The organism is Streptomyces sp. NPDC059582 (assembly GCF_042735715.1).
Classification (GTDB): Bacteria; Actinomycetota; Actinomycetes; order Streptomycetales; family Streptomycetaceae; genus Streptomyces.
Genome location: NZ_JBHWCC010000009.1, coordinates 184,599 through 203,824, shown reverse-complemented (window position 1 = coordinate 203,824; position 19,226 = coordinate 184,599). Strand labels below are relative to the sequence as shown.

The window sequence follows — 19,226 nt, the reverse complement described above, 5'->3', positions numbered from 1 at the left end:
GGTCCCTCGGCGCCGTTTTCCCGCACATGGTTCCCCGGGCGACGGGTCCCGCACCCCTGCCGGGACTACTTGCCGGCCAGACCCGAATTGGCCCCGTCCCGCAGATCCGCAAACCCCTGCGCGATGATGGCGGCCGGCTTCAGACAGGCCTCACGTGTGTCCGCTGCCGTCGGCCCCGCGGCGCATCCCAAGGTTTCGTAGGTGCTGACCGCCGCCTGGAGCTTTCGAGCAACGGAATCGAGCGTCGCGAATCCTTGGGGCCCGTTGATCTCGCTCAAGGCCAACCCGGCGGCAGCAGACGTGGCGTCGGCTGCCGCCTCGCACTTCGCGGTGAACATCCGAGGCGACGACGTCGAGCAGGGAGAGTTCGTTCCCGAACCGAACCGCTGTTCGTCCGCCGAGATGCGCTCCTCGACGGCGAGCTTCACGTTCTCGGCGGCCAGCGCCTTTGCCGAGACCGACTCACTCGGCGACGAGGGGGAAGCGGAGGTCTGGTCCGAACGACTCACACCTCCCGAAGCGCTGCATCCCATGACGAGTGCTCCTGACAGACCCGACATGGCCACCACGCGCAGCGCGTGCCACTTCATCCTTCGCGCCCCCTTCGAACTGTCGCGTCACCCTACCCGAGAGGTCGTGCAAGATCGCAGAGCCGGCCACTCGCACGACCGCCAGGAATGCGCGAGATCGTCAAGGCCGTTCCGTAACTGCGGAACGCACCCGAAAGCCGCTGGCAGCTTCACTCACGAATCGCTGCCATGGGTCACCCGGGGCCGCTCCGAACTTCCCGACGACGGTCCAGTGGGACCCGCTCGGGGACGACACCTACGGCGTGCCGGGAAGCCGGACCGTGACGCGTAGACCGCCGGCCGGGCCTGGGACGAGGTCGAGGGTCCCCTCGTGGGCGCGGACGATGCTGTGCACGATGGCCAGGCCGAGGCCGACGCCGGCGTGCTCGTCGGTGCGTACGCGTTCCGTTCCGCGCTGGAAGGGTTCGATCAGAGTCGGTACCAGTTCCGGTGGGAGCCGGCGGCCCGTGTTCTCGACCCTCAGCACGCTCGTGTCGCCGTGTGCCTCGGTGTGGACCGTCACGGATCCGCCGGCCGGGAGGTTGTGGACGATGGCGTTCTGGACGAGGTTCGTCACCATTCGCAGCAGGAGCTCCGGGGAGCCGCTGGCCCGGGCCGCCCCGCCGGTGACGTCGAGTGTGATCCGCCGCTGTTCGGCGAGTGCGAGCAGCGTTTCGGCGGCTTCTTCGGCGATGAGGGACAGGTCGACGCTCTCGCGGGTGAAGTTTCCGCGGTCGCCGCGGCTGAGCAGCAGGAGGGCCTCGGTGAGGCCGATCGCCCGCGTATTGACAGCGTGCAGGCGTTCGATGAGTTCGCCCCGGTCCCGCGTGGGGTCCTTGCGGGCGACGTCGAGGAGCGTTCGCGAGATCGCCAGCGGGGTGCGCAGTTCGTGGGAGGCGTTCGCGGCGAACCTCCGCTGCTCGGCGACGTGGGACTCAAGTTGTTCGAGCATCGAGTCGAACGCGTCGGACAGTTCACGGAATTCGTCCTGGCGGCCCTTCATGCGAATCCGGTGGGACAGGGACCCGTTCCCCGCCATCCGTGCCGCATCCGTGATCTGTGTGAGGGGTGCGAGCATCCGGCCGGCGAGGAGCCATCCCCCGACGAGGCCGAACACGAGCAGGAAGACCATCGCCACGGCCGCGGCGGGGGCGAAGGTGTGCACAAGGAGGTAGCGGTTGGGCGAGATCCCGAGAAGGCCCCTGGAGTTGTCGGGCACGTAGCGCAACAGGAACACCCACACCACGGCCAGCAGGAGAGCGCCGGCCACGGCGAGGAATCCGGCGTAGCTGAGGGTGAGTTTCAGTCGGGCGCTGAGCCCTGGACGTCTACGCATGCGGACTGCCGGGGGCGGTGGTGCCCGTGCCGGTGTCGATCCGGTAGCCGACGCCGGGCACCGTGGCGATGAGCCAAGGTTCGCCGAGCCGTTTGCGCAGTGCCGAGACCGTGATGCGCACGGCGTTGGTGAGGGGGTCGGCGTTCTCGTCCCAGGCCCGTTCCAGCAGCTCCTCGGCGCTGACGATGCCGCCCTCGGCGGCGACGAGGACTTCCAGCACGGCGAACTGTTTGCGGGTGAGCGCGACGTAGTGTCCGTCGCGGTAGACCTCCCGGCGGAAGGGGTCGAGCCGCAGGCCCGCGATCTCGCGGATCGGGGGCCGGGCGTACGCGCGTCTGCGGTCGAGTGCCCTCAGCCGCAGGACGAGCTCCCGCAGCTCGAACGGTTTGGTGAGGTAGTCGTCGGCGCCGAGCCCGAATCCGGAGGCCTTGTCGTCGATCCGGTCGGCGGCGGTGAGCATGAGGATCGGGATGCCGCTGCCGGAGGCGACGATACGCCGGGCGACCTCGTCGCCGGAGGGGCCGGGGATGTCGCGGTCGAGGACCGCCAGGTCGTAGGAGTTGACGCTGAGCAGTTCCAGGGCGGAGTCGCCGTCGCCGGCGATGTCGGCGGCGATCGCCTCCAGCCGGAGACCGTCACGGACGGCTTCCGCCAGGTAGGGCTCGTCCTCCACGATCAGTACGCGCATGTCCGAAGCCTAAGCAGCCCAACATATCGCCGACGTATCCAAAGACGTCTGCACACCGGACGCGCGACTCAGCCTGCCGGTGCCGGCGCGGGACGAGACCGGTCCGACGGCGCTTGCGCCGCAGTGCGCCACCAGCGGCGCGACGCCAGCGCGGCCAGCACGGCGCCGGCCGCGTTGACCAGGACGTCGTCCACGGAGGACACCCGGTCGAGTCGCAGGACGTACTGTGCGGTCTCGACCAGGACCGAGCAGCCCGCCCCGAGGGCCAGGATCCGCGGCAGGGACGCCGGCGCCGCGAACCGCATCGGGGCGAAGAACCCCAGCGACGCGAAGACCAGCAGGTTGCCGACGATCCCGAGCGGCCCCATCGTGACCAGGTCCCGCAGCGGTACCAGGCTGACCCGTGCGGGGACGATGCCGGCCCCGCCGCCCGGCATCATGGTCAGCCACAGGAACGGCACCGTCCCGTGGACCATGCCCACCTCCGCCAGCGACTTGCGCCACGTCCACGCCGATGTGACGCCGGCGGCGCGCCGAACGCGCGCCAGAGCCCACACCACCAGCGCGGCCAAAGGCAGCGTCACCAACGTCATGAGCACCACACCGTTGAACGTGTCGAAGCAGCCGTGCCACCGCCCGGCCGCGCACATCGGAGCGGACATCATGAGCGGCCGCCGCACGACGAACACGGCGCTCGCCAGGCCGAGGATCGCCAGGCTGAGGAGCACGATCCTGCGCGTGCGACGGGGCGGTACCGACAGGGATGCGGTGGGGTTCATGCTCCCATTGGAGTCGGGGGGCCGTTGCGGTGGCGTATCCGATTTTCGATACGCCCGCGATACACGGAATCCCCCGGCACCAAGGAACTGGCGCAAGCCGCCGGGAGTGAGAGGTGTGCGCCGCTGGTGATCGCGCCGGCCGGCTAGGGCGTGTTTCGAAAGTTACGTCGTCCGCCCGGAGGGGGGCACGGCGCCTCGCCGCGTTGCCGGGGTCGTCCGCGTACGGCCAGCACGCGGACGACCCCGCCCTGGACCGTGAGCGCCCTAGCGGGTATACGCCTGCTCGTAGAGGCTTCGCAATTGCGCGGTGGCCTCCGCGGTGGAGCCGCACAGGCTGACGCGGCCGTCGTTGGCTGCGACCAGATAGCGGTGGCCGACGGCGAAATCCGCTCCGGCGAGAAGCCGGCTCAGGTTCTTGTCGTTGGTGAGCCAGACGGCGGCGGGCCCGGTGCCCCGGTACCAGCGGTCCACCCGGAGCTCGACCCGATCACGCTTGACGGCGGTCGCCGTGCCCTCGAAAGCGGTCTGCATACCGCGCAGGACGTCGACGGTGACCGCGGCGCACCTCGCGGCCGTCGCGTCCGGGGCGGTCAGCTTCAGCGGGGAGTCGGCTGGGGTGGCCGCGGCTGACGCCGAGGGTGACGTCGCGGCTGAGGACGAGGTGTTCTGCGACGCCGCCCCCCAGGCCAGGCCGCCGGCCACCGCGAGCAGGGCGGCGCCCACCGCGATGGGCAGGAATCGACGGCGGAATCGGCCGGCAGCACCTTGCGCGTCCGGGGAAACAGGGGTGTCGGCGGTCACGGTGGCCTCCAGGAGACGTTGGGGATCGGGCGAAGGAGCGTCGGAGGTCCGTGCCGGGTCGATGGCCCTCATCCGGGCCAGCAGTTCGTCGTCGTTCACCGTCGGCTCCCTTCTTCATCCGTCCTGTGTCCGGCCTGATGGGCGTTCTTTCGGTCTAGACGAGCAGCGATCTTCTTCTTCGCCCGGTGCAGGCGGATACTCGCCGCGTTTGCGGTCAGCCCGGTCACCTGCGCGATCGCGCTCGGTGTCAGCCCCTCCCAAGCCCAGAGCAGGACGACCTCGCGGTCCACCGCTCCCAGCGTGCCCAGCGCTTGATGCAGTTCGAGATGGTCCGCCTCCGCCTCCGGCTGTGGAGCGGCCACCTGGGTCAGCCGCTCCACCAGCCGGAGCCGGCGCCGCTCAGTCCGGCGCGCGTTGGCCAGACAGCCCCGCGTGACGCCGTAGCACCAGGGCAGCACCTCATCGGGATCGACGGAACCTTCCGCGCCGAGCCCCGGCACATCCTCCAGCCGGCGCCAGAGCACCAGCATCGTCTCCGCGAGGACGTCATCGACCGAGTCGGCGTCCGCCCGCCGCCGCAAGTACCGGTGCAGCGGCTCCGCCACGACACCCGACAACGCCTCGAATCGAGCCTCCCGGGCCCGGGACCCCTCATGCGCCGGCCTCAGTTCCACACCTCCACCTGTCCGGCATCGCCGGCTCCCTTTCACCGGCGCCAGGAGACTTCCCACCGCTCTGGATCTCCCGCGTGCCCTCGTACGAAGAAAGGGTCCCGGCGTAGGCGACGAACCGGCCGACCTTGTCGTCAAGGACGATGCCGTTGCCGGCCGGCAACTCCCCGGCCCACCCGACGCTCTCACGCATCCGCACGGCGCAGTACGCCTTCGCGCAAGCGGAGTGCTCGGCACAGCGCCGCTGTGTCATCCGTTGGCTTTCGTCCCACTCATGTCCTGGGTGCCGACAACGGAGAGAAGTCGGAGTGCGTCATGGGAAGAGCTGCCGCGTTCGGCGGTGAGGCAGACGAGGAATTGGTCGCGCAGGGGAACGGCGAGTGTGTGGCAGGACAGTTGCAGCGTGCCGACCAAGGGGTGCTGCATGGTTTGGTGACCCGACGCACACTCGCCCTGTCGCCGAGGTCTGCCTCGACCACCTCAGCGCCTCGGCCGGCCAGTGCACGAGCCTTGTCCGACCCCGCGTCGCGGGTGATCGCGCGGACTACGAACGGGCCGTCCCGGTCGGCCAGGAGGGCGCGCACCAGTCCGCCGCCCTGAGCACCCGTGTCCCCGACCACCGCAATCATCTTCTTCTCGGACACTGTCCATCACTCCATGTCGTGTTGATACGACCGGCACTTCTGCCCCGCCACGGCTCGATTGTCGCCAGCGCACCAGAGGCCGACCAGGCACGGATTGGGCGAGGTTCATGGCAACCGATCACCACGCCGTAGGCGGGCGGGCACCACGTCCACCGATGGCCGCCGCAGGCAGACGTGGCCCGGTCGGGCAAGAAGCCGCCGCCGACGGGTGGCAGCATGCTCCCTGTCTCGTCGTCATTCCGGGCCGACGAAGGGGCCCCGCTGGAGAGTCGGTGCCGCGCTCAGGGAGCCCAGCAAGGCCAGGGCGACGGCGGCGGGACTGCCGGGCTCGGCCTGATAGACGATGACTTGCTGCCCTGGGGCGCTGTTCACGGTGAAGGCTTCGTAGTGCAGCTCCAGGTCGCCGACCTCGGCGTGGTGGAAGAGCTTGGCCTCGCGGCTCTTGCCCCGCACGTCGTGACGGGCCCACAGCGCCCGGAACTCGGCGCTTCTCATGGAGAGTTCGCCAACGATTTCGATCAGTCGCGGATCGTCGGGGTCGATGCCGGCAGCCCGCCGTAGCGCGGCCACGCACGACTCCGCGGCACGGTCCCAGTCGCGGTAGAAGTCGCGCGCGGCGGGGTCCAGGAACGTCATGCGCAGCAGGTTGTCGCAGGACGTGAAGCCCGCGAACAGGGCGGCTGCGAGGCGGTTGCGGGCCAGGACGTCCAGGGCGTTGCCCAGGATGAAGGCGGGCGTCTGACTCCAGGTCTCGAGGAGCCGCCGCAGGTGCGGGCCGACCCGTTCGACACGGTGGGCGCGACGCGTGCGGCGCGTGGTCGGGGTGGCCACCCGGAACAGGTGGGCCACGGCTTCGTCGTCAAGACGCAGGGCCTTGGCCACGGCTTCGAGTACCTGCTGTGAGGGGTGACGTTCGCGGCCCTGCTCCAGGCGCATGTAGTAGTCGGTGCTCACCCCGGCGAGGGTGGCGACTTCCTCGCGGCGCAGACCGGGCACCCTACGGCGGCCTGACGTGGGAAGCCCGGCATCCTCGGGGCCCAGCTGAGCACGTCGTGCGCGGAGGAAACCCCCGAGGGCATTCTCGGCGGCTGGATGTTTGTCTGTGTCCATACCGTCGAGATTAGAGAGGCATCGGCTCTCTGTGGTGGGCTGAAGGGGGGTGCGCTTTTCCTAGGAATTCCGGCCCCTCAAAAGCGAAGCAGCTTGCGCACCCGGAATGGTGCGCGCTGGGCAGCAAGGCGGATCCCGCTCTTTACGGCAGCCCCCATACCGTTCGGCTCCTGGGCACCGCTGTTGCGTCGGCCGGCCGCCCGGGCACTCTCGGGTGACGTGCCTGCAAGCCATGGACGAACTGCCGCACTGCCGATCTCGGCACCGTCCAGGCCTGTGCGGATCTGCAGTAACCCAGCCCTGCTACCAGGCGCGGCGGCGTGCACGAAGGCTCTCCGTAGCCTAGGAGTATTTCTCCCAGGAAACTCCCGGCCTTCCTTCCTCTCCCCACACCTCGCAGACTCGAATGCGTCGGAGGGAATCCCCCGACAGCCTCAGAAACTCAGCACAAGAAACAGCAAAGGAAAGGCCCTCATCATGGCTACCTGGTTCATCACCGGAGCTTCTCGGGGTATCGGCGCCGAAATCGCCCGCGCCGCACTCGCCGACGGCCACAATGTCGTCGTCGGCGTACGCGACCCCGACCGGGTACCCGCCGACCTCAAGAACTCCGACACCGTCCTCACGGTCGCCCTGGACGTCACCGACAACGCCAGCATCTCCCCGGCCGTCGACGCGGCCGTGGACCGCTTCGGCACCATCGATGTCCTGGTCAACAACGCCGGCCGCGGCCTGCTCGGCGCCCTCGAGGAAATCACCGACGACGAAGCCCGCTCCCTCTTCGACCTCAACGTCTTCGGCCTCATCAACGTCACCCGCGCCGTACTCCCCGTCATGCGCAAGCAGGGCTCAGGCAAGCTCGTCCACATCGGCTCCCACTCCGGCTTCGAAGGCGAACCCGGCGTCAGTCTCTACTCCGCCTCCAAGTTCGCCGTCGCCGGTATCAGCGAAGCCCTCTCCGCCGAGCTGGCCCCCTTCAACATCCAGTCCATGGTCGTCGAACCGGGAGTCTTCCGGACCGACTTCCTCAACGCCAGCTCCCTGTCCGTCGCGGCCCACCGCATCCCCGACTACGACAACACCCCCGCGCACATCACCCTCGACTGGATCGACCAGGCCAACCACGCCCAGCTCGGCGACCCCGTCAAGGGTGCCGCCCTCATCACCGAAGTCACCACCAGCGACAAGCTCCCCACCCACCTCTACCTCGGGGCCGACACCCTGGACCGCCTCCGGGTCAAGTACCAGCAGGTCCAGGAGGACCTCGCCCCCTGGCGTGAGAAGTCCGCCGCGACCGGCCACCACGACACCGCCTGAACCCACACAACCGCACCACCCCAGGCAACCGACCGCCGGAACACACCCCCACCCGGGCGCCTGAGACCACCCCAGGCCGGCTGGGCCAGCCCCCTCACGGCCCAGCCGGCCCCGTCCACCGCACATCCACCCCTGCCGACTCCACGTCCGCGCAGCCCACCCATGCGAAGGAACTCGCCATGCCCGCTCTCCTCTCCGGATCCCCGCTCGCCGGCCGGGTCGCCGTCGTCTCCGGCGCCTCCAGCGGCATGGGCGCCGCCACCGCCCAGCGCCTGGCCGAACTCGGCGCCACCGTCGTCGTCCTCGCCCGCCGCCAGGACAAACTCGACGATGTCGTCAAGAGCATCGAAGCCGTCGGCGGCACCGCACTCGCCCTCGCCGTCGACGTCACCGTCCGCGCCGCCGTCCAGACCGCCGCCGACCAGGTCGCGGACCGCTTCGGCTCCGCCGACCTCGTCTTCAACAATGCCGGCGTTCAGCTCATCTCGGGCATCCAGGAACTCAAGGTCGACGACTGGCAACGCCAGATCGACCTCAACATCACCGGTCTCATGAACGTGATCGCCGCCTTCCTCCCCCACCTCACCGACTCCGCCGCCCAGGGCAAGCCCACCGACCTGATCAACACCTCCTCCATCGCCGCGACCCGCATCCTGGAGAAGTTCTCCATCTACTCCGGCACCAAGGCCTACATCAGTCACCTCACCCGCCTGCTCCGCGTCGAACTCGGCCCCAAGATGATCCGCGTCGCCACCATCGAACCCGGCATGGTCGACACCGAACTGCCCGACCATGTCACCGACCCCGACGCCTCACAGCTCATGGCCGACCTCATCCACGACATCGACTGCCTGCAGTCCACCGACATCGCCGAGACCATCGCCTTCATGGCCGCCGTCCCCCGCCACGTCAACCTCACCGAGATCACCATCATGCCCACCGCCCAAGCCATCTGAGTCGACGGTTCCCGTGGGACTGCAACACTCCAGGGCAGCCCCACGAACGACCCGCCAGTCCGCAGCCTCCGCAGGATCCGCAGGATCCGCCAGCGCGTCGACGTCCGGCACGAAGACATGAAGGGTCACGGTGGTTCAGCCGAGGGCGGTGGGAGCGGAGAAGGCGGCGGCCTCCGCCTCGTCGGTGAATGTGCGAGTGCGGCAGGCAGGTGTCCGACTCCCAGGGCCGTCTCACCCTGGGTGAACCGCGACCTGGCTGTCTCACGCCGTAGAGCGGACCGTGGAGACATGACCACGAACAACAACTCCCCCGCCTCTCACCCCGACGTCGGCATGTGGGTGACCGCAGACGGCTTCATCAGGCAGGAACTGCTGTCGAACGGACGTTACGACGAAGCCCGAGGCAGCCGCAGGAGTCGCCTACACCGGCGAATACACAGTCAACGGCAGCCACATCGACTACGTCGACGACACCGGCTTCACCGCTACCGGCGACGTCCGTGACGGTGTGCTCTGCCACGAGCACCTGGTGCTCCACCGCGAAGGTGAACAGCCCGCCCGGGCGGCATAGCCCGGCCCACCGATCGAAAGATCATCCTCGTCACTCACGCCAGCAACGGCATAGGCGAAGGGACCGCACGGCTCCTGGCCGCTCACGGTCACCACGTCGTGCTCGGCGCTCGCCGCGCAGACGGGCTCACAGTCGCCGGCGGCCGTTGGCGTGCCCGGCACGGACCCGGACCGGGTAATGGCAGGGATCGCGCCTCTTGCTCTTCCGGGCTCGTCACCGGCCCCGGGCGCGCCCTCACCGACCAAGTCGGGCGTCTCCCAGCACGGTGCTCCGGAGACAGGCGGCGAGTTTCCGGGCGCGCGGAACGTCGCGCTCCGCAGCGATCGCAAGCGCCTTACTTGATCAGGCCCTAAGTGTGTTCACTAAACTGAACGCAGAGTTCACCATCTCAAATATGTTCGGTATAGTGAACGAATGGTTCACTCAATGGGGCGTCGGGCCGGCGCACAGGGCAGCGCGTGCCTCGATGACACCTACCTGGGACAGGTAGGGACGCGAGGGATCGCGGTCGGCGAGAGTGGTGGGACGCCGTCGGCAGCCGTCGAGCACTGCCTGTTCCCTCCGCAGGACGCGGGCCGTCCCGCCGACCAGGCGTGGCCGGAGGCCGCGGAGGTCGTCCCGGTCCGGGACCGCGGGCCGGAAGTGACGGCGGCGATGTCACCCGAGGGCCGCATCCGCGTGTCCCACTCCGCAACGCGCAGGAGCCGCTGATGGCGCCCTCGCCGTCCGGCCGTCAGCCGGTGAGCAGTACAGCGGCCGCGGTCGGCGCGAAGATCCGTCTGCGCCGTCGGCAGCGCGGCATGAGCGCGTCGGAGATGGCCCGGCGCGCCGGGCTGAGCAAGGCCACGCTGTCGCAACTGGAGGCCGGCAACGGCAATCCGACGATCGACACCCTGGACGCGATCGCGATCGCTCTGCGCATCCCGATCGCGGACCTGCTCGCGCGTGACGCCGACACCGGGCCGGTCTTCCGGCCGGGCACGGACATCGAGCCCGGGGAAGTCTCCCGGGAACTGCTGCGCCGCATCAGCAGCGGCAACAGCCTGGAGATCTGGCGGCTGCGCATTCCGCCCGAGACGGAGCTGCCCGGCGTCCCGCACGCCACCGGCACGATCGAGCACCTGCTCGTCGCGACCGGGCACGTCACCGCCGGCCCCGTCGACGCCTCTCAGGATCTGGGCCCCGGCGACATGCTCGCCTTCGCCGGTGACGCCCCGCACTTCTACCGCACCGGCGCCGAGGAAGTGGACATCACCGTCGTCTTCGCCTCCCCCATCAGTACCTGAGACCACGTCAGTACCTGAGACCAAGAAGGGCCCCTCGTGAACACCGCCATCGCCATCACCCCCTCCAGCCGCGCCTTCAGCAGCGACAACATGGCCGGGGCGTCGCCGCAGATAGTCCAGGCCGTCGCCGACGCCGCCGTCGGGCAGGTCCTGCCGTACGGCAACGACCCTTTCACCGACAGCGCCCGCCGCAGGCTCGGCGAGGTCTTCGAGCGGGAGGTCGACGTCTTCCCGGTCTCCACCGGGTCCGCCGCCAACAGCCTGAGCCTGGCCGCCCTCACCCCGCCCTGGGGCAGTGTGCTCTCTCACCCCGACAGTCACATCAACCACGACGAGTGCGGCGCTCCGGAGTTCTTCACCAACGGCGCCAAGCTCGTCGGCGTACCGGGCCCCGACAGCAAGATCGACCCCGAAGCGCTGCGGGCGGCGGTGCGCCGCCGGGCCGGTGACGTGCACAGCGTGCAGCCGTCCGCGGTGAGCATCAGCCAGGCCACCGAGAGCGGCAGCGTCTACACCCTGGAGGAGATCCGCCGCCTGTCCGCGATCGCCAAGGACGCGGGGCTGCGTGTCCACATGGACGGCGCGCGCTTCGCCAACGCCTTGGACCATCTCGGCGCCAGCCCGGCGGAGATGACCTGGAAGGCCGGCGTCGACGTCCTGTCCTTCGGCGCCACCAAGAACGGCGCGATGACCGCCGACGCCATCGTCTCCTTCGACCCCGCACTCTCCGGCGAGCTCGCCTTCCGCGCCAAGCGCGCCGGCCAGCTCGCCTCCAAGATGCGCTTCCACTCGGCCCAGATCGACGCGTACCTCACCGACGGTCTGTGGCTGCACAACGCCCGGCAGGCCAACGCGATGGCCGCGCGGCTCGGCGACGGCCTCAAGGCCATCCCCGGCACCGGCCTTCTGGCCACGCCGCAGGCCAACATCCTCTTCTGCCGCCTGCCCCAGCAGGTCACCGAGGGACTCCTCGCCGAGGGCTACGCCTTCTACCACGACCGCTGGGAACCGGGGGTCGTCCGTTTCGTCACCGCCTTCTCCCACAGCGCCGACGACATCGACCAGCTCGTCGACGCGGTCCGCCGCCACACTCGCTGACGGACGGCAGACACCGGTGCCGACGGCGGTCTCGATCAAGGGAACCAGGTCGCGGCGTCCGGCCGTTCGGGCCGCGATGTCGGCGAGACAGACCAGGTCATCTGCTTGGGGAACCATATGTGTGCAACCGTGCCGGCTGCCATGAAGAGGGCGTCGGCGGACCACGGGGTGCCGGGTGCGTTGATCCGCACGCCAGCGCGGTTGCCCTGGACGAGCCATGCGGAGGCGTTCGCGCGGGGCTCGTCCTTGTCCTGTGGTGCGACCGCGTCCTCATGACGGAGCCGTCGTCCTCAGGGGTGACCGCCTCGCTCACACGGCAATTGGCAGGCTCAACCAGGTTCCCTCGGTCAGGCGCCAGTCACCCATGGCGCTGCGCCATAGCCGGTGGACCTCGATCCAGCGTTCCTCGACTCCGGCGAACGCCCGTCTCTTCCGCTCCGCGGCGCTGCGGACCCGTCGGGCCGCCAAGTGCGTTGCGTGCTCGGCGTCCACAGCCCGCGGAACCACGTAGTAGTGCCGCGTCAGCGTGCCGGTGGCGGTCCGGATACGGAAGCCCACCAGCCACTGCTCGTCGCTGTGCATCGCGAGCACAGGGCGGTCCGAGCCGGACCGGTTCGGGAGGTTCATTGGAATCCCACAGTGGACGGGATCGCAACGTGTGGTCGGGGTTGTCATGGGGATGCCCTCTCTCAGAGCCGGTTGGTCCGCTCGGTTGGTTCGTCGGGCCGACAGAGCGCCTCTCGAAGAGGGCGCTCGCCGCCTACGACTTCGAGTCTCTCCGGACGCCCGACAGGCAGGAAGGCAGAGGTTTTCCTGGGAGAAGCTGTCCCAGGCAGCGGATGTCCCCCTCTGCGCACCCGCTGTCGCCACCAGGCAGGCCGACCAGGTGGGTAACTGCGGCCCTCGACCCGCGCCTGCATCTCCGGATGACATGGGCGGGAGCCCCGACCGGCCGGGGGCCGACCGGGGCGGTTCGCGGTCTCGAGGCTGCCCCTCAGTGATCGCCTGATGAGCGGGGCCTATTCGGTGCGCTGGTGGCGGAATGCCGGCAGGGTCACGAGGACGCCCAGCCGGGGCGGCCGAGGCTGCGCGCACACCAGCCTCGGCCGCGCCCGCTACAGCGGGCCAGGTCGCGTCACCACTTCCCCGGGCGTCGCACGTCCGGGACCGGACGGGTCATTGCGCCGGTCGGAGGCCGCGGCCCGGTTTCATGACGTAGCCCGCGTGATGCAGTTCGTCGCGCTTGAACTCTCCGTAGGCCCAGAAGCCAAGGTCGTCCAGGTAGTCGATGCGGTCGCCGTCGATCCAGTAACTGCCCTGGTAGGCGTGCGGGCGACCGCCCCGCGTCTCGTCGTAGCGGCCGTCGGCGGTGAGTTCCTGGTGAAGGAAGTCCTTCTGGTCGCTCCAGACGCCGACCCGTGGGCTGCCCGTCAGGTCCGCTGCGGCCGGGATGCCCGTCTCGGGCGCGGTCGCCCGCCCGGGGACGTCGGTACCGGCCCACAGGACGGGTCGGCCGGCCGCGACCAGCGAGCGCACCTGCTCCGGCCGGGACACGAGCGTGGCCAGGGCGCTCGGCACGTCGGCGGCAAGCTCGTCGGGCAGCACCAGGAAGTCGGTCGTGTTGCCCGGGGTCAGCGTCGCGACGTACTCCGAGCGCCGGCCGCGGCCGCCGACCAGCGCGACGGTGTCGACGACGGCGGGGACGACGGTCATGCCCGTACAGTCGACGACGATGGCGTTGTCGTCACCCGCGGCGGTGATGATGCCCGGGCCCACGCCGACGATCAGTGAACCTACGAACAGGATGTCGGCGGCGGTCATGGTCCCGATCAGCGGATCCATCGTCAGGATCCGGGCGTTGGTGAACAGCACGGGACGTCCGGCGTCGTTCGAGAGGATCTCGCCGAGCGCCTCGGGGTTCCAGTCCTCATTGCCTGTGCAGGTGGTGCTCATCGCGTACTCCTCAAGAAAATTCGGCTCACCGGCCCGCGCTGCACGACGGAATGGAGCCGGCCACTCACTGAGGCCGAAAGCGTGCTCAGGCGGCCGGGGTGTTCAGTATGTGTTCGCGTGAAGCGTGTACTTCGCTGCGCAGCGCGGACAGGTCGACGTCGAGGACTCGTCCGTTCCACTTGCGGGGCTCGCCGTTGATCAGGACGGCGCTGATGTTGCGGGCGTCGGAACCCAGTACGACGGTGCCGATCGGGTCGTTCAACGGCATGTTGTTGACGTCCTCGGCCTGGATGACCAGCAGGTCGGCCATCTTGCCCGGGGTGAGCGAGCCGGTGACGGCGGCGAGGCCATTGGTGCGGGCGCCCTGGAGGGTGGCGAAGTCCAGCACGTCATGCGTGGTGATGCGGGAGGGCTGTCGGTCGGTGCCGTAGGCGGCGTTGACCGCGCGCATCCGCTGGATGGCGTGCAGGGCCCGCATCTGTGTGAACATGTCGCTGGCCAGGGCGACTTCGACGTCGATGCTCAGGCCGGGACGGATTCCGACGGTGAGGGCCTCGTCGACGGCGGGAATGGCGGTCTCCAGGCCGATCTGCGCGTCGGAGGTGGGGGCGAGGGCCACGGTGGTGCCGGAGTGTCCCATCGCCTTCCACGCCTCGGAGGTCAGTCCGGTGGAGTGGATGAGGGTGACGTCGGGGCTGAGGATCCCGTCCTCTGCCCAGCGCAGCACAGCCTCGGATCCGGACGTGCCGAAGACGGCGTCCACGCTCACGGAGACCCCCAGGTCCTGTGCGACGCGGGCGAGTTCGGGGCCGTAGGCGAGCGCCGGTCCGGCGATCTCGTCGGTGGCCAGCGCCGCCAAGCGCAGCGTCAGCAACTGGTCGTCGCTGTTGAAGTACTGCTCCTTCATACGGGTCAGATCGCCTGGCCACTGCCGGTCCCAGCCACCGAAGTGGGGGCCCATGGAGGCGTGGACGCCGCGGATGCCGGTGTCGAGCAGGGCCTCGACGGCGGCGTCGGAGTGTTCGCAAGTGCGGGCGTTGTGGGAGAAATCGAGCATGGTCGTGATGCCGCTGTCGATCGCGGTCAGGGCGGCCAGCCGGGTGCCGACGTACATGTCCTCGGGCCGGTAGACGGTGGCGTAGCCGGCCAGGGTGGTCATGACGTAGCCGCCGAGGTCGTCGACGTCCGGCATGATCCGGCGCAGCTGGGCCTCCCAGGCGTGCCGGTGGGTGTCGACGAAGCCGGGGGTCAGGATCGTGCCGGCAGCATCGACGACGACCGCGTCGTGCGCGCTCAAACCATGGCCGACCGCGGCGATCGTGTCACCCTCGACGAGCAGGTCGGTGCTCTCCAGGACACCGAGGCCGGCGTCCATGGTGACGACGGTCGCGCCGGTGAACAGGATGCGCCGCGATCCGGCGGGCCGACGCCGAAGCTGGTCGAGCACGGCCTCGCTGGTGCTGCCGTTGACGTTCATGGAGTGTCCTTCTCCGGTCGAGAGTGCGGTGGGACTGTCCCCCAACCGCTTGCTGACACCAGCGTCGACCGGTGTCGCCGGGGCAACCAGGCCGCGGTTTCCCCAGGTGTGCCACACCCACGGTCAGCGTCGCTCGGGAGGGGCGGTGACCGTGGGCGGGAGCGTTCGGACGGGCTGCGGTCGTGAACACCAGGTCCACGGCGCCCAGCCCACTTCCGATGCGGTCGGCGGCCGCTCGTATGGCGGCCCGGTCGGTCACATCGACGTCAAGCGCCAGAGCCGTGCCGCCCTCGTCCTTGCATCAGGAGGACGGGCCTGGGCCGACTCCTTGGGCGGAGGACGGAAGCAACGACATCCTCATGCTCAGGCGTTGCTCCTCGGTATCCAGATGGCGTTGCACCCTGCGCAGCACGTTGTCGTCAATGCACGCTCGGCTGCGCAGATCGTTCAGTGCGGCGCGCTCGGTTTCGAGGAGTTCGGTCTCGAGAGCGTAGGTGGCGCTGATATGCCGCTCGCGGCGAGTCGCTTGATCGTGGGTTTCGCCGGACGCCGGGGTGGCCTGTTTGCACAGGTCCTTGGCGATGTGGGCGACAGCCCCCTCGGGTACGGGGAACCGGGTGGCCAGTGCCGGCAGTTCGGCCAGGGCGGTGCGGGCCAGTTGCCGTACGGCCAGTTCCTCCTCCGCCGCCTCGTCGACGTCCTCGGCGAATCGCGCACTGCGCACGACGGCGGGGAGGGCCGGGCCGAGGACGGTCAGGGTGACGGTGATGACGACCACGGTGATGAAGACGATCGCGTCGCGCTGTGCCAGGGGTTGCCCGTCGGCCGTTGTCGCGCGGATCGTCAGTGCTGCGGCGAGGGAGATCGCTCCGCGCATACCGGCCCATGCCAGGGGCAGTCGTTGGCGGGCGCCGATACGCCGACGGCGTTGCTGTGCGCGGCGGTCCACAAGTCGGATCAGGTAGGGGATCGTGTAGAACCACGCGGCCCGGGCGGCGATGACAGTCGCGCTCACCGCGCCGGCGATCAGGGTTGCCTGAAGCAGGGAGATGGAGGCCAGCCCGCGGACGGCGGCGGGCGTCTGGATGCCGACCAGGACGAACAGCGCACCGTTGGGGAGGAATGCAGTGACTTCCCAGAAGGCGGTGGCCTCCAAGCGCGCGTCGGAACGGATGAGTCTGGGACCTGTCCGGCTGGTGACCAGTGCGCAGGTGACCACGGCCAGAACGCCCGAGACATGCAGGATCTCGGCGGGCAGAAAGGCGAGGAACGGGGTGGCGACGCTCAGGCCGCTGTGTAGGCTGCGGTCTTTCAAGTGTCGGCGCACGGGAATCAGGACCAGCGCGATCGCCGCACCGATGATCGCGCAACCGGCACAGGACTCCACGAAGCGCAGTGTGGTGCCGGCCCAGGAGAACGGCTCGCCAGTGGTGAGGAGTTCGAGGCTCACGGCGAGAATCACCAGGGCCGTGCCGTCGTTGAGGAGACTCTCGGTGCGCAGCAGCGTCAGGATGCGTCGCGGCATGGCCTTCGCCACCGCGGCCACGGCCGCGACGTCGGTGGGTGCCAGCACCGCTCCGAGGACGAAGGCGAGCGGCCACGCGTAGCCGCGTGCATGCGCGACCGCGGCAACGGCAAGCGCGGTCACCACGACGAGGCCGGTCGACTGCAGGGCGATCGACCGGAAGTTCGTCTTGATCTCGCGTAGCGACGTGGTCAGCGTCTCCCAGTACAGAAGCGCCGGCAGGAAGACCAGAAGCACCACATCAGGCGGCAGGTCGACACGGCCGAAACGCGGGGTGAGGCCGATGAGAACACCTCCACCCAACAGCATCAACGGCTCGCTCAGTTGGAGGCGACGGGCCAGCCAGGTCATCAGCAGCACCATGGCAAGGACCGCGGCGATGAGTTCGAGGCCTGTCATGAGTCGTACCTCATCCCGGTGGGATGCTCCGGGCGTCGAGTAGCCGGCGGGGCGTAAGCGGGGCCGGTAGCAGGGGGCATCACAGCAGGTACTGCCACTTGGTCATGTGCGCTTTGAGGTCGATGACGTCGCCGTCCACTGTGAAGGTGCCGTCACCGCGGTGGTGGAACATCCGCGGGTGCGGCTGGGACGGATCGGTCCATGCCCGGACCGGTTCGAGGACGAACAGGTTGTACGCGTCGACCAGGGACGTGTCGGCGACCCTGCACTCGATGTTCGCGAAGCACTCGGCGATCAACGGTGCCTCAACCTGTTGGGCGGCCATCGGGGTCAGGTCGAACTCGGCGAACTTGTCGACGCCCTGGCCTGAGCAGTTGCCGATGTCAACCGTCGTCTCGGCGAGTTCACCACCGGGGATGGAGATGACGCATTCACCGGTCTCGCGCAGCGCGGTGTAGCTGTGGTCCCACGGCCCGATGGTGCAGCCGATCAACGGCGGGGCATGGCGGATCATCATGTTGAACCCGTTGGTCATCACGTTCGGGACACCGCGGTGCTGTGTGGTCACCAGAATCACCGGGCCAGGTTCGATCAGTCGGTGAACCTGGTCCAAGGGATGTTCCTGCAAGTCACGTACGGTGATCATCGTTGGTCTCCTGAGACGTACGGTGAGCCGCGGAGTAGGTCACCCATGCGGGGTGCGGCGTCCTCGGCCCTTTCTGTACGTCCAGTCTGGCCAGCGATCGGTGAAGCCGTAATGGCCGGAGTTTTCCTGGGTGTGCGAGGGCCAGGCTGCGGGCACCGGCGTCGCGGTCAGGCCCCTTCCCGATGTGCCTGCCGGCGGACAGCCGGTCGTCGAGGCATCACGGCTGTCTGCCGGCGGACAGCCGGTGCGTCACGACATCACGGCTGGTGAGTCGGTTCGGGGGTCCACTCGGCTACGTGCTGTTCCCGCTCGGCCCGGCGGTTGTCGATCCGCGAGCGGAGTTCGGCGAACGCGGCGGCAGTGGGGCTGGCGGGTTCAGCCTGGTAGACGACCAGCTGCTGGTGAGGGGCGTCATTGACCGTGAATGCGGAGAACTGGATCTGCAGGTCGCCGACCTGCGCGTGCTTGAGGTTCTTCGTCTGCCGGGTCTTGCCCTTCACATCATGTCGCGCCCACAGCTCGGCGAATTCCGGGCTCTGCGCGGAAAGCGTTGCCACGACCGCGGTGATCCGTGGAGACTGCGGATCGTATCCGTAGGCGGCACGGAGTTCGGCGTCGCACGACTGGGCGGCCCGCTCCCAGTCCTGGTAGAAGTCGCGGCCCGTCGGGTCGACGAAGACCATGCGAGCCAGGTTGTCGAACCGTTGGAAGCCACTGTGCAGTGCGGCCGCAACTGCGTTGTGTGCCAGGAGGTCGAGCGCCGGGCCCAGGACGAAGGCAGGAGTGTCGGCCCAGCTGTCGAGCAGTTGCAGCAACTGCGGGTTGACCCGGTCGTGGCCTGCGGGAAGAGCGCGGTGTTCCTGAGGTGCCCGGGTGAGTCTGCGCAGATGGTCCACGGCTTCCTGATCGAGGTGGAGGGCATCCGCGACGGCGTCGACGACCTGGGACGACGGGCTGGACTCGCGCCCCTGCTCCAGCCGCATGTAGTAGTCGGAGCTCACACCTGCAAGCATGGCAACTTCCTCGCGGCGCAACCCTGGCACCCGCCGACGACCGTGCTCGGGCAGACCCACGTCCTGCGGCTTGAGGGCTTCGCGCCGTGCTCTGAGGAACTCTCCCAAGGGGGTGCTGTCACTCATATCCCTAGGCTAGCCGTCCCGTTTCCGAAGCGGCGGGCACTGAGCTGATCGCGATGCGCCCGGGTGGGCGGCCGCTTTCGCCAGGAAGGGCGTGCCTGAGACGCGACGCCCGGACCGGGTGCCTCGGTGCGCCCCGGATCGCACCCGCGAAGACGCACCGCCGGTCAGCGGGAGGCACGCGAAGGGCCGGACAGCCAGAGGCGTGCGGGCGCCGCCGACGGCCGGGCGGGCCGACGCGGGAACGGGATCTCCGTGCGCTCG

The 19,226-nt window shown here is 69.2% G+C and carries 18 protein-coding genes and 2 pseudogenes; 5 read left to right on the top strand and 15 right to left on the bottom strand.

What is annotated here, in order from left to right:
• Window positions 1-65 precede the first annotated feature (65 nt).
• The 9 genes and pseudogenes from ACFV0T_RS11470 to ACFV0T_RS11430 form a co-directional block, all read right to left on the bottom strand.
• Complete coding sequence (locus ACFV0T_RS11470; protein WP_385776992.1) at window positions 66-590, bottom strand: hypothetical protein; 525 nt, start codon at window positions 588-590, stop codon at window positions 66-68.
• A gap of 235 nt (window positions 591-825) precedes the next feature.
• The gene (locus ACFV0T_RS11465; RefSeq protein ID WP_385776990.1) at window positions 826-1,905 is read right to left on the bottom strand and encodes a sensor histidine kinase; all 1,080 of its coding nucleotides are present in this window, start codon (window positions 1,903-1,905) and stop codon (window positions 826-828) included.
• Window positions 1,898-2,593, bottom strand: coding sequence for a response regulator transcription factor (locus ACFV0T_RS11460; RefSeq protein ID WP_385776988.1), 696 nt, complete (start codon window positions 2,591-2,593; stop codon window positions 1,898-1,900). Before ACFV0T_RS11460 ends, ACFV0T_RS11465 begins: the two co-directional genes overlap by 8 nt.
• A 68-nt stretch (window positions 2,594-2,661) precedes the next feature.
• Window positions 2,662-3,372: a VanZ family protein gene (locus ACFV0T_RS11455; RefSeq protein ID WP_385776986.1), complete on the bottom strand. Its 711-nt coding sequence runs from the start codon at window positions 3,370-3,372 to the stop codon at window positions 2,662-2,664.
• Window positions 3,373-3,636: 264 nt separating this feature from the next.
• Window positions 3,637-4,272: a hypothetical protein gene (locus tag ACFV0T_RS11450; RefSeq protein ID WP_385776984.1), complete on the bottom strand. Its 636-nt coding sequence runs from the start codon at window positions 4,270-4,272 to the stop codon at window positions 3,637-3,639.
• Entirely contained in the window at window positions 4,269-4,847 is a 579-nt protein-coding gene (locus tag ACFV0T_RS11445; RefSeq protein WP_385776982.1) for an RNA polymerase sigma factor, read from the bottom strand. Before ACFV0T_RS11445 ends, ACFV0T_RS11450 begins: the two co-directional genes overlap by 4 nt.
• 246 nt (window positions 4,848-5,093) lie before the next feature.
• Window positions 5,094-5,270, bottom strand: a complete 177-nt coding sequence (locus ACFV0T_RS11440) for a hypothetical protein (RefSeq protein ID WP_385776980.1) — start codon at window positions 5,268-5,270, stop codon at window positions 5,094-5,096.
• A gap of 14 nt (window positions 5,271-5,284) precedes the next feature.
• Window positions 5,285-5,473, bottom strand: a pseudogene (locus ACFV0T_RS11435) (NmrA family NAD(P)-binding protein); the annotation flags it as partial.
• Window positions 5,474-5,722: 249 nt separating this feature from the next.
• On the bottom strand, window positions 5,723-6,598 hold the full coding sequence (locus ACFV0T_RS11430) for a helix-turn-helix transcriptional regulator (protein WP_385776978.1): 876 nt from the start codon (window positions 6,596-6,598) through the stop codon (window positions 5,723-5,725).
• Between the two features lie 477 nt (window positions 6,599-7,075).
• Between ACFV0T_RS11430 and ACFV0T_RS11425 the strand changes: the two genes are divergently transcribed.
• The 5 genes and pseudogenes from ACFV0T_RS11425 to ACFV0T_RS11405 all read left to right on the top strand — a co-directional run bounded on the left by ACFV0T_RS11425 (window position 7,076) and on the right by ACFV0T_RS11405 (window position 11,826).
• Window positions 7,076-7,915, top strand: coding sequence for an SDR family NAD(P)-dependent oxidoreductase (locus ACFV0T_RS11425; RefSeq protein ID WP_385776976.1), 840 nt, complete (start codon window positions 7,076-7,078; stop codon window positions 7,913-7,915).
• Between the two features lie 179 nt (window positions 7,916-8,094).
• Window positions 8,095-8,871, top strand: coding sequence for an SDR family oxidoreductase (locus tag ACFV0T_RS11420; protein ID WP_385776974.1), 777 nt, complete (start codon window positions 8,095-8,097; stop codon window positions 8,869-8,871).
• A 288-nt stretch (window positions 8,872-9,159) separates the two neighbouring features.
• Window positions 9,160-9,442: pseudogene (locus ACFV0T_RS11415) on the top strand (Atu4866 domain-containing protein).
• A gap of 710 nt (window positions 9,443-10,152) precedes the next feature.
• Window positions 10,153-10,728, top strand: coding sequence for a helix-turn-helix domain-containing protein (locus tag ACFV0T_RS11410; RefSeq protein WP_385776972.1), 576 nt, complete (start codon window positions 10,153-10,155; stop codon window positions 10,726-10,728).
• Window positions 10,729-10,764: 36 nt separating this feature from the next.
• On the top strand, window positions 10,765-11,826 hold the full coding sequence (locus tag ACFV0T_RS11405) for a threonine aldolase family protein (RefSeq protein WP_385776970.1): 1,062 nt from the start codon (window positions 10,765-10,767) through the stop codon (window positions 11,824-11,826).
• A 309-nt stretch (window positions 11,827-12,135) separates the two neighbouring features.
• Here ACFV0T_RS11405 and ACFV0T_RS11400 read toward each other — a convergent pair whose 3' ends face one another.
• From ACFV0T_RS11400 to ACFV0T_RS11375, 6 genes are all read right to left on the bottom strand, one after another.
• Window positions 12,136-12,453, bottom strand: coding sequence for a hypothetical protein (locus ACFV0T_RS11400; protein WP_385776968.1), 318 nt, complete (start codon window positions 12,451-12,453; stop codon window positions 12,136-12,138).
• Window positions 12,454-13,002: 549 nt separating this feature from the next.
• Entirely contained in the window at window positions 13,003-13,779 is a 777-nt protein-coding gene (locus tag ACFV0T_RS11395) for an Atu4866 domain-containing protein (RefSeq protein ID WP_385776966.1), read from the bottom strand.
• A gap of 85 nt (window positions 13,780-13,864) precedes the next feature.
• A complete protein-coding gene (locus ACFV0T_RS11390; protein WP_385776964.1) occupies window positions 13,865-15,256 on the bottom strand; it encodes an amidohydrolase family protein in 1,392 nt (463 codons plus the stop codon).
• A 301-nt stretch (window positions 15,257-15,557) separates the two neighbouring features.
• Complete coding sequence (locus tag ACFV0T_RS11385; protein WP_385776962.1) at window positions 15,558-17,180, bottom strand: Na+/H+ antiporter; 1,623 nt, start codon at window positions 17,178-17,180, stop codon at window positions 15,558-15,560.
• A 79-nt stretch (window positions 17,181-17,259) separates the two neighbouring features.
• The gene (locus ACFV0T_RS11380; RefSeq protein ID WP_385776960.1) at window positions 17,260-17,826 is read right to left on the bottom strand and encodes a flavin reductase family protein; all 567 of its coding nucleotides are present in this window, start codon (window positions 17,824-17,826) and stop codon (window positions 17,260-17,262) included.
• A gap of 257 nt (window positions 17,827-18,083) precedes the next feature.
• Entirely contained in the window at window positions 18,084-18,965 is an 882-nt protein-coding gene (locus tag ACFV0T_RS11375) for a helix-turn-helix transcriptional regulator (RefSeq protein WP_385776957.1), read from the bottom strand.
• Window positions 18,966-19,226 lie beyond the last annotated feature (261 nt).

Coding starts and splice junctions, on each gene's coding strand:
- ACFV0T_RS11425 (WP_385776976.1), top strand. CDS start 7,076: ATGGCTACCTGGTTCATCACCGGAGCTTCTCGGGGTATCGGCGCCGAA.
- ACFV0T_RS11420 (WP_385776974.1), top strand. CDS start 8,095: ATGCCCGCTCTCCTCTCCGGATCCCCGCTCGCCGGCCGGGTCGCCGTC.
- ACFV0T_RS11380 (WP_385776960.1), bottom strand. CDS start 17,826: ATGATCACCGTACGTGACTTGCAGGAACATCCCTTGGACCAGGTTCAC.
- ACFV0T_RS11395 (WP_385776966.1), bottom strand. CDS start 13,779: ATGAGCACCACCTGCACAGGCAATGAGGACTGGAACCCCGAGGCGCTC.
- ACFV0T_RS11390 (WP_385776964.1), bottom strand. CDS start 15,256: ATGAACGTCAACGGCAGCACCAGCGAGGCCGTGCTCGACCAGCTTCGG.
- ACFV0T_RS11385 (WP_385776962.1), bottom strand. CDS start 17,180: ATGACAGGCCTCGAACTCATCGCCGCGGTCCTTGCCATGGTGCTGCTG.
- ACFV0T_RS11460 (WP_385776988.1), bottom strand. CDS start 2,593: ATGCGCGTACTGATCGTGGAGGACGAGCCCTACCTGGCGGAAGCCGTC.
- ACFV0T_RS11375 (WP_385776957.1), bottom strand. CDS start 18,965: ATGAGTGACAGCACCCCCTTGGGAGAGTTCCTCAGAGCACGGCGCGAA.
- ACFV0T_RS11430 (WP_385776978.1), bottom strand. CDS start 6,598: ATGGACACAGACAAACATCCAGCCGCCGAGAATGCCCTCGGGGGTTTC.
- ACFV0T_RS11465 (WP_385776990.1), bottom strand. CDS start 1,905: ATGCGTAGACGTCCAGGGCTCAGCGCCCGACTGAAACTCACCCTCAGC.
- ACFV0T_RS11410 (WP_385776972.1), top strand. CDS start 10,153: ATGGCGCCCTCGCCGTCCGGCCGTCAGCCGGTGAGCAGTACAGCGGCC.
- ACFV0T_RS11400 (WP_385776968.1), bottom strand. CDS start 12,453: ATGAACCTCCCGAACCGGTCCGGCTCGGACCGCCCTGTGCTCGCGATG.
- ACFV0T_RS11440 (WP_385776980.1), bottom strand. CDS start 5,270: ATGCAGCACCCCTTGGTCGGCACGCTGCAACTGTCCTGCCACACACTC.
- ACFV0T_RS11470 (WP_385776992.1), bottom strand. CDS start 590: ATGAAGTGGCACGCGCTGCGCGTGGTGGCCATGTCGGGTCTGTCAGGA.
- ACFV0T_RS11455 (WP_385776986.1), bottom strand. CDS start 3,372: ATGAACCCCACCGCATCCCTGTCGGTACCGCCCCGTCGCACGCGCAGG.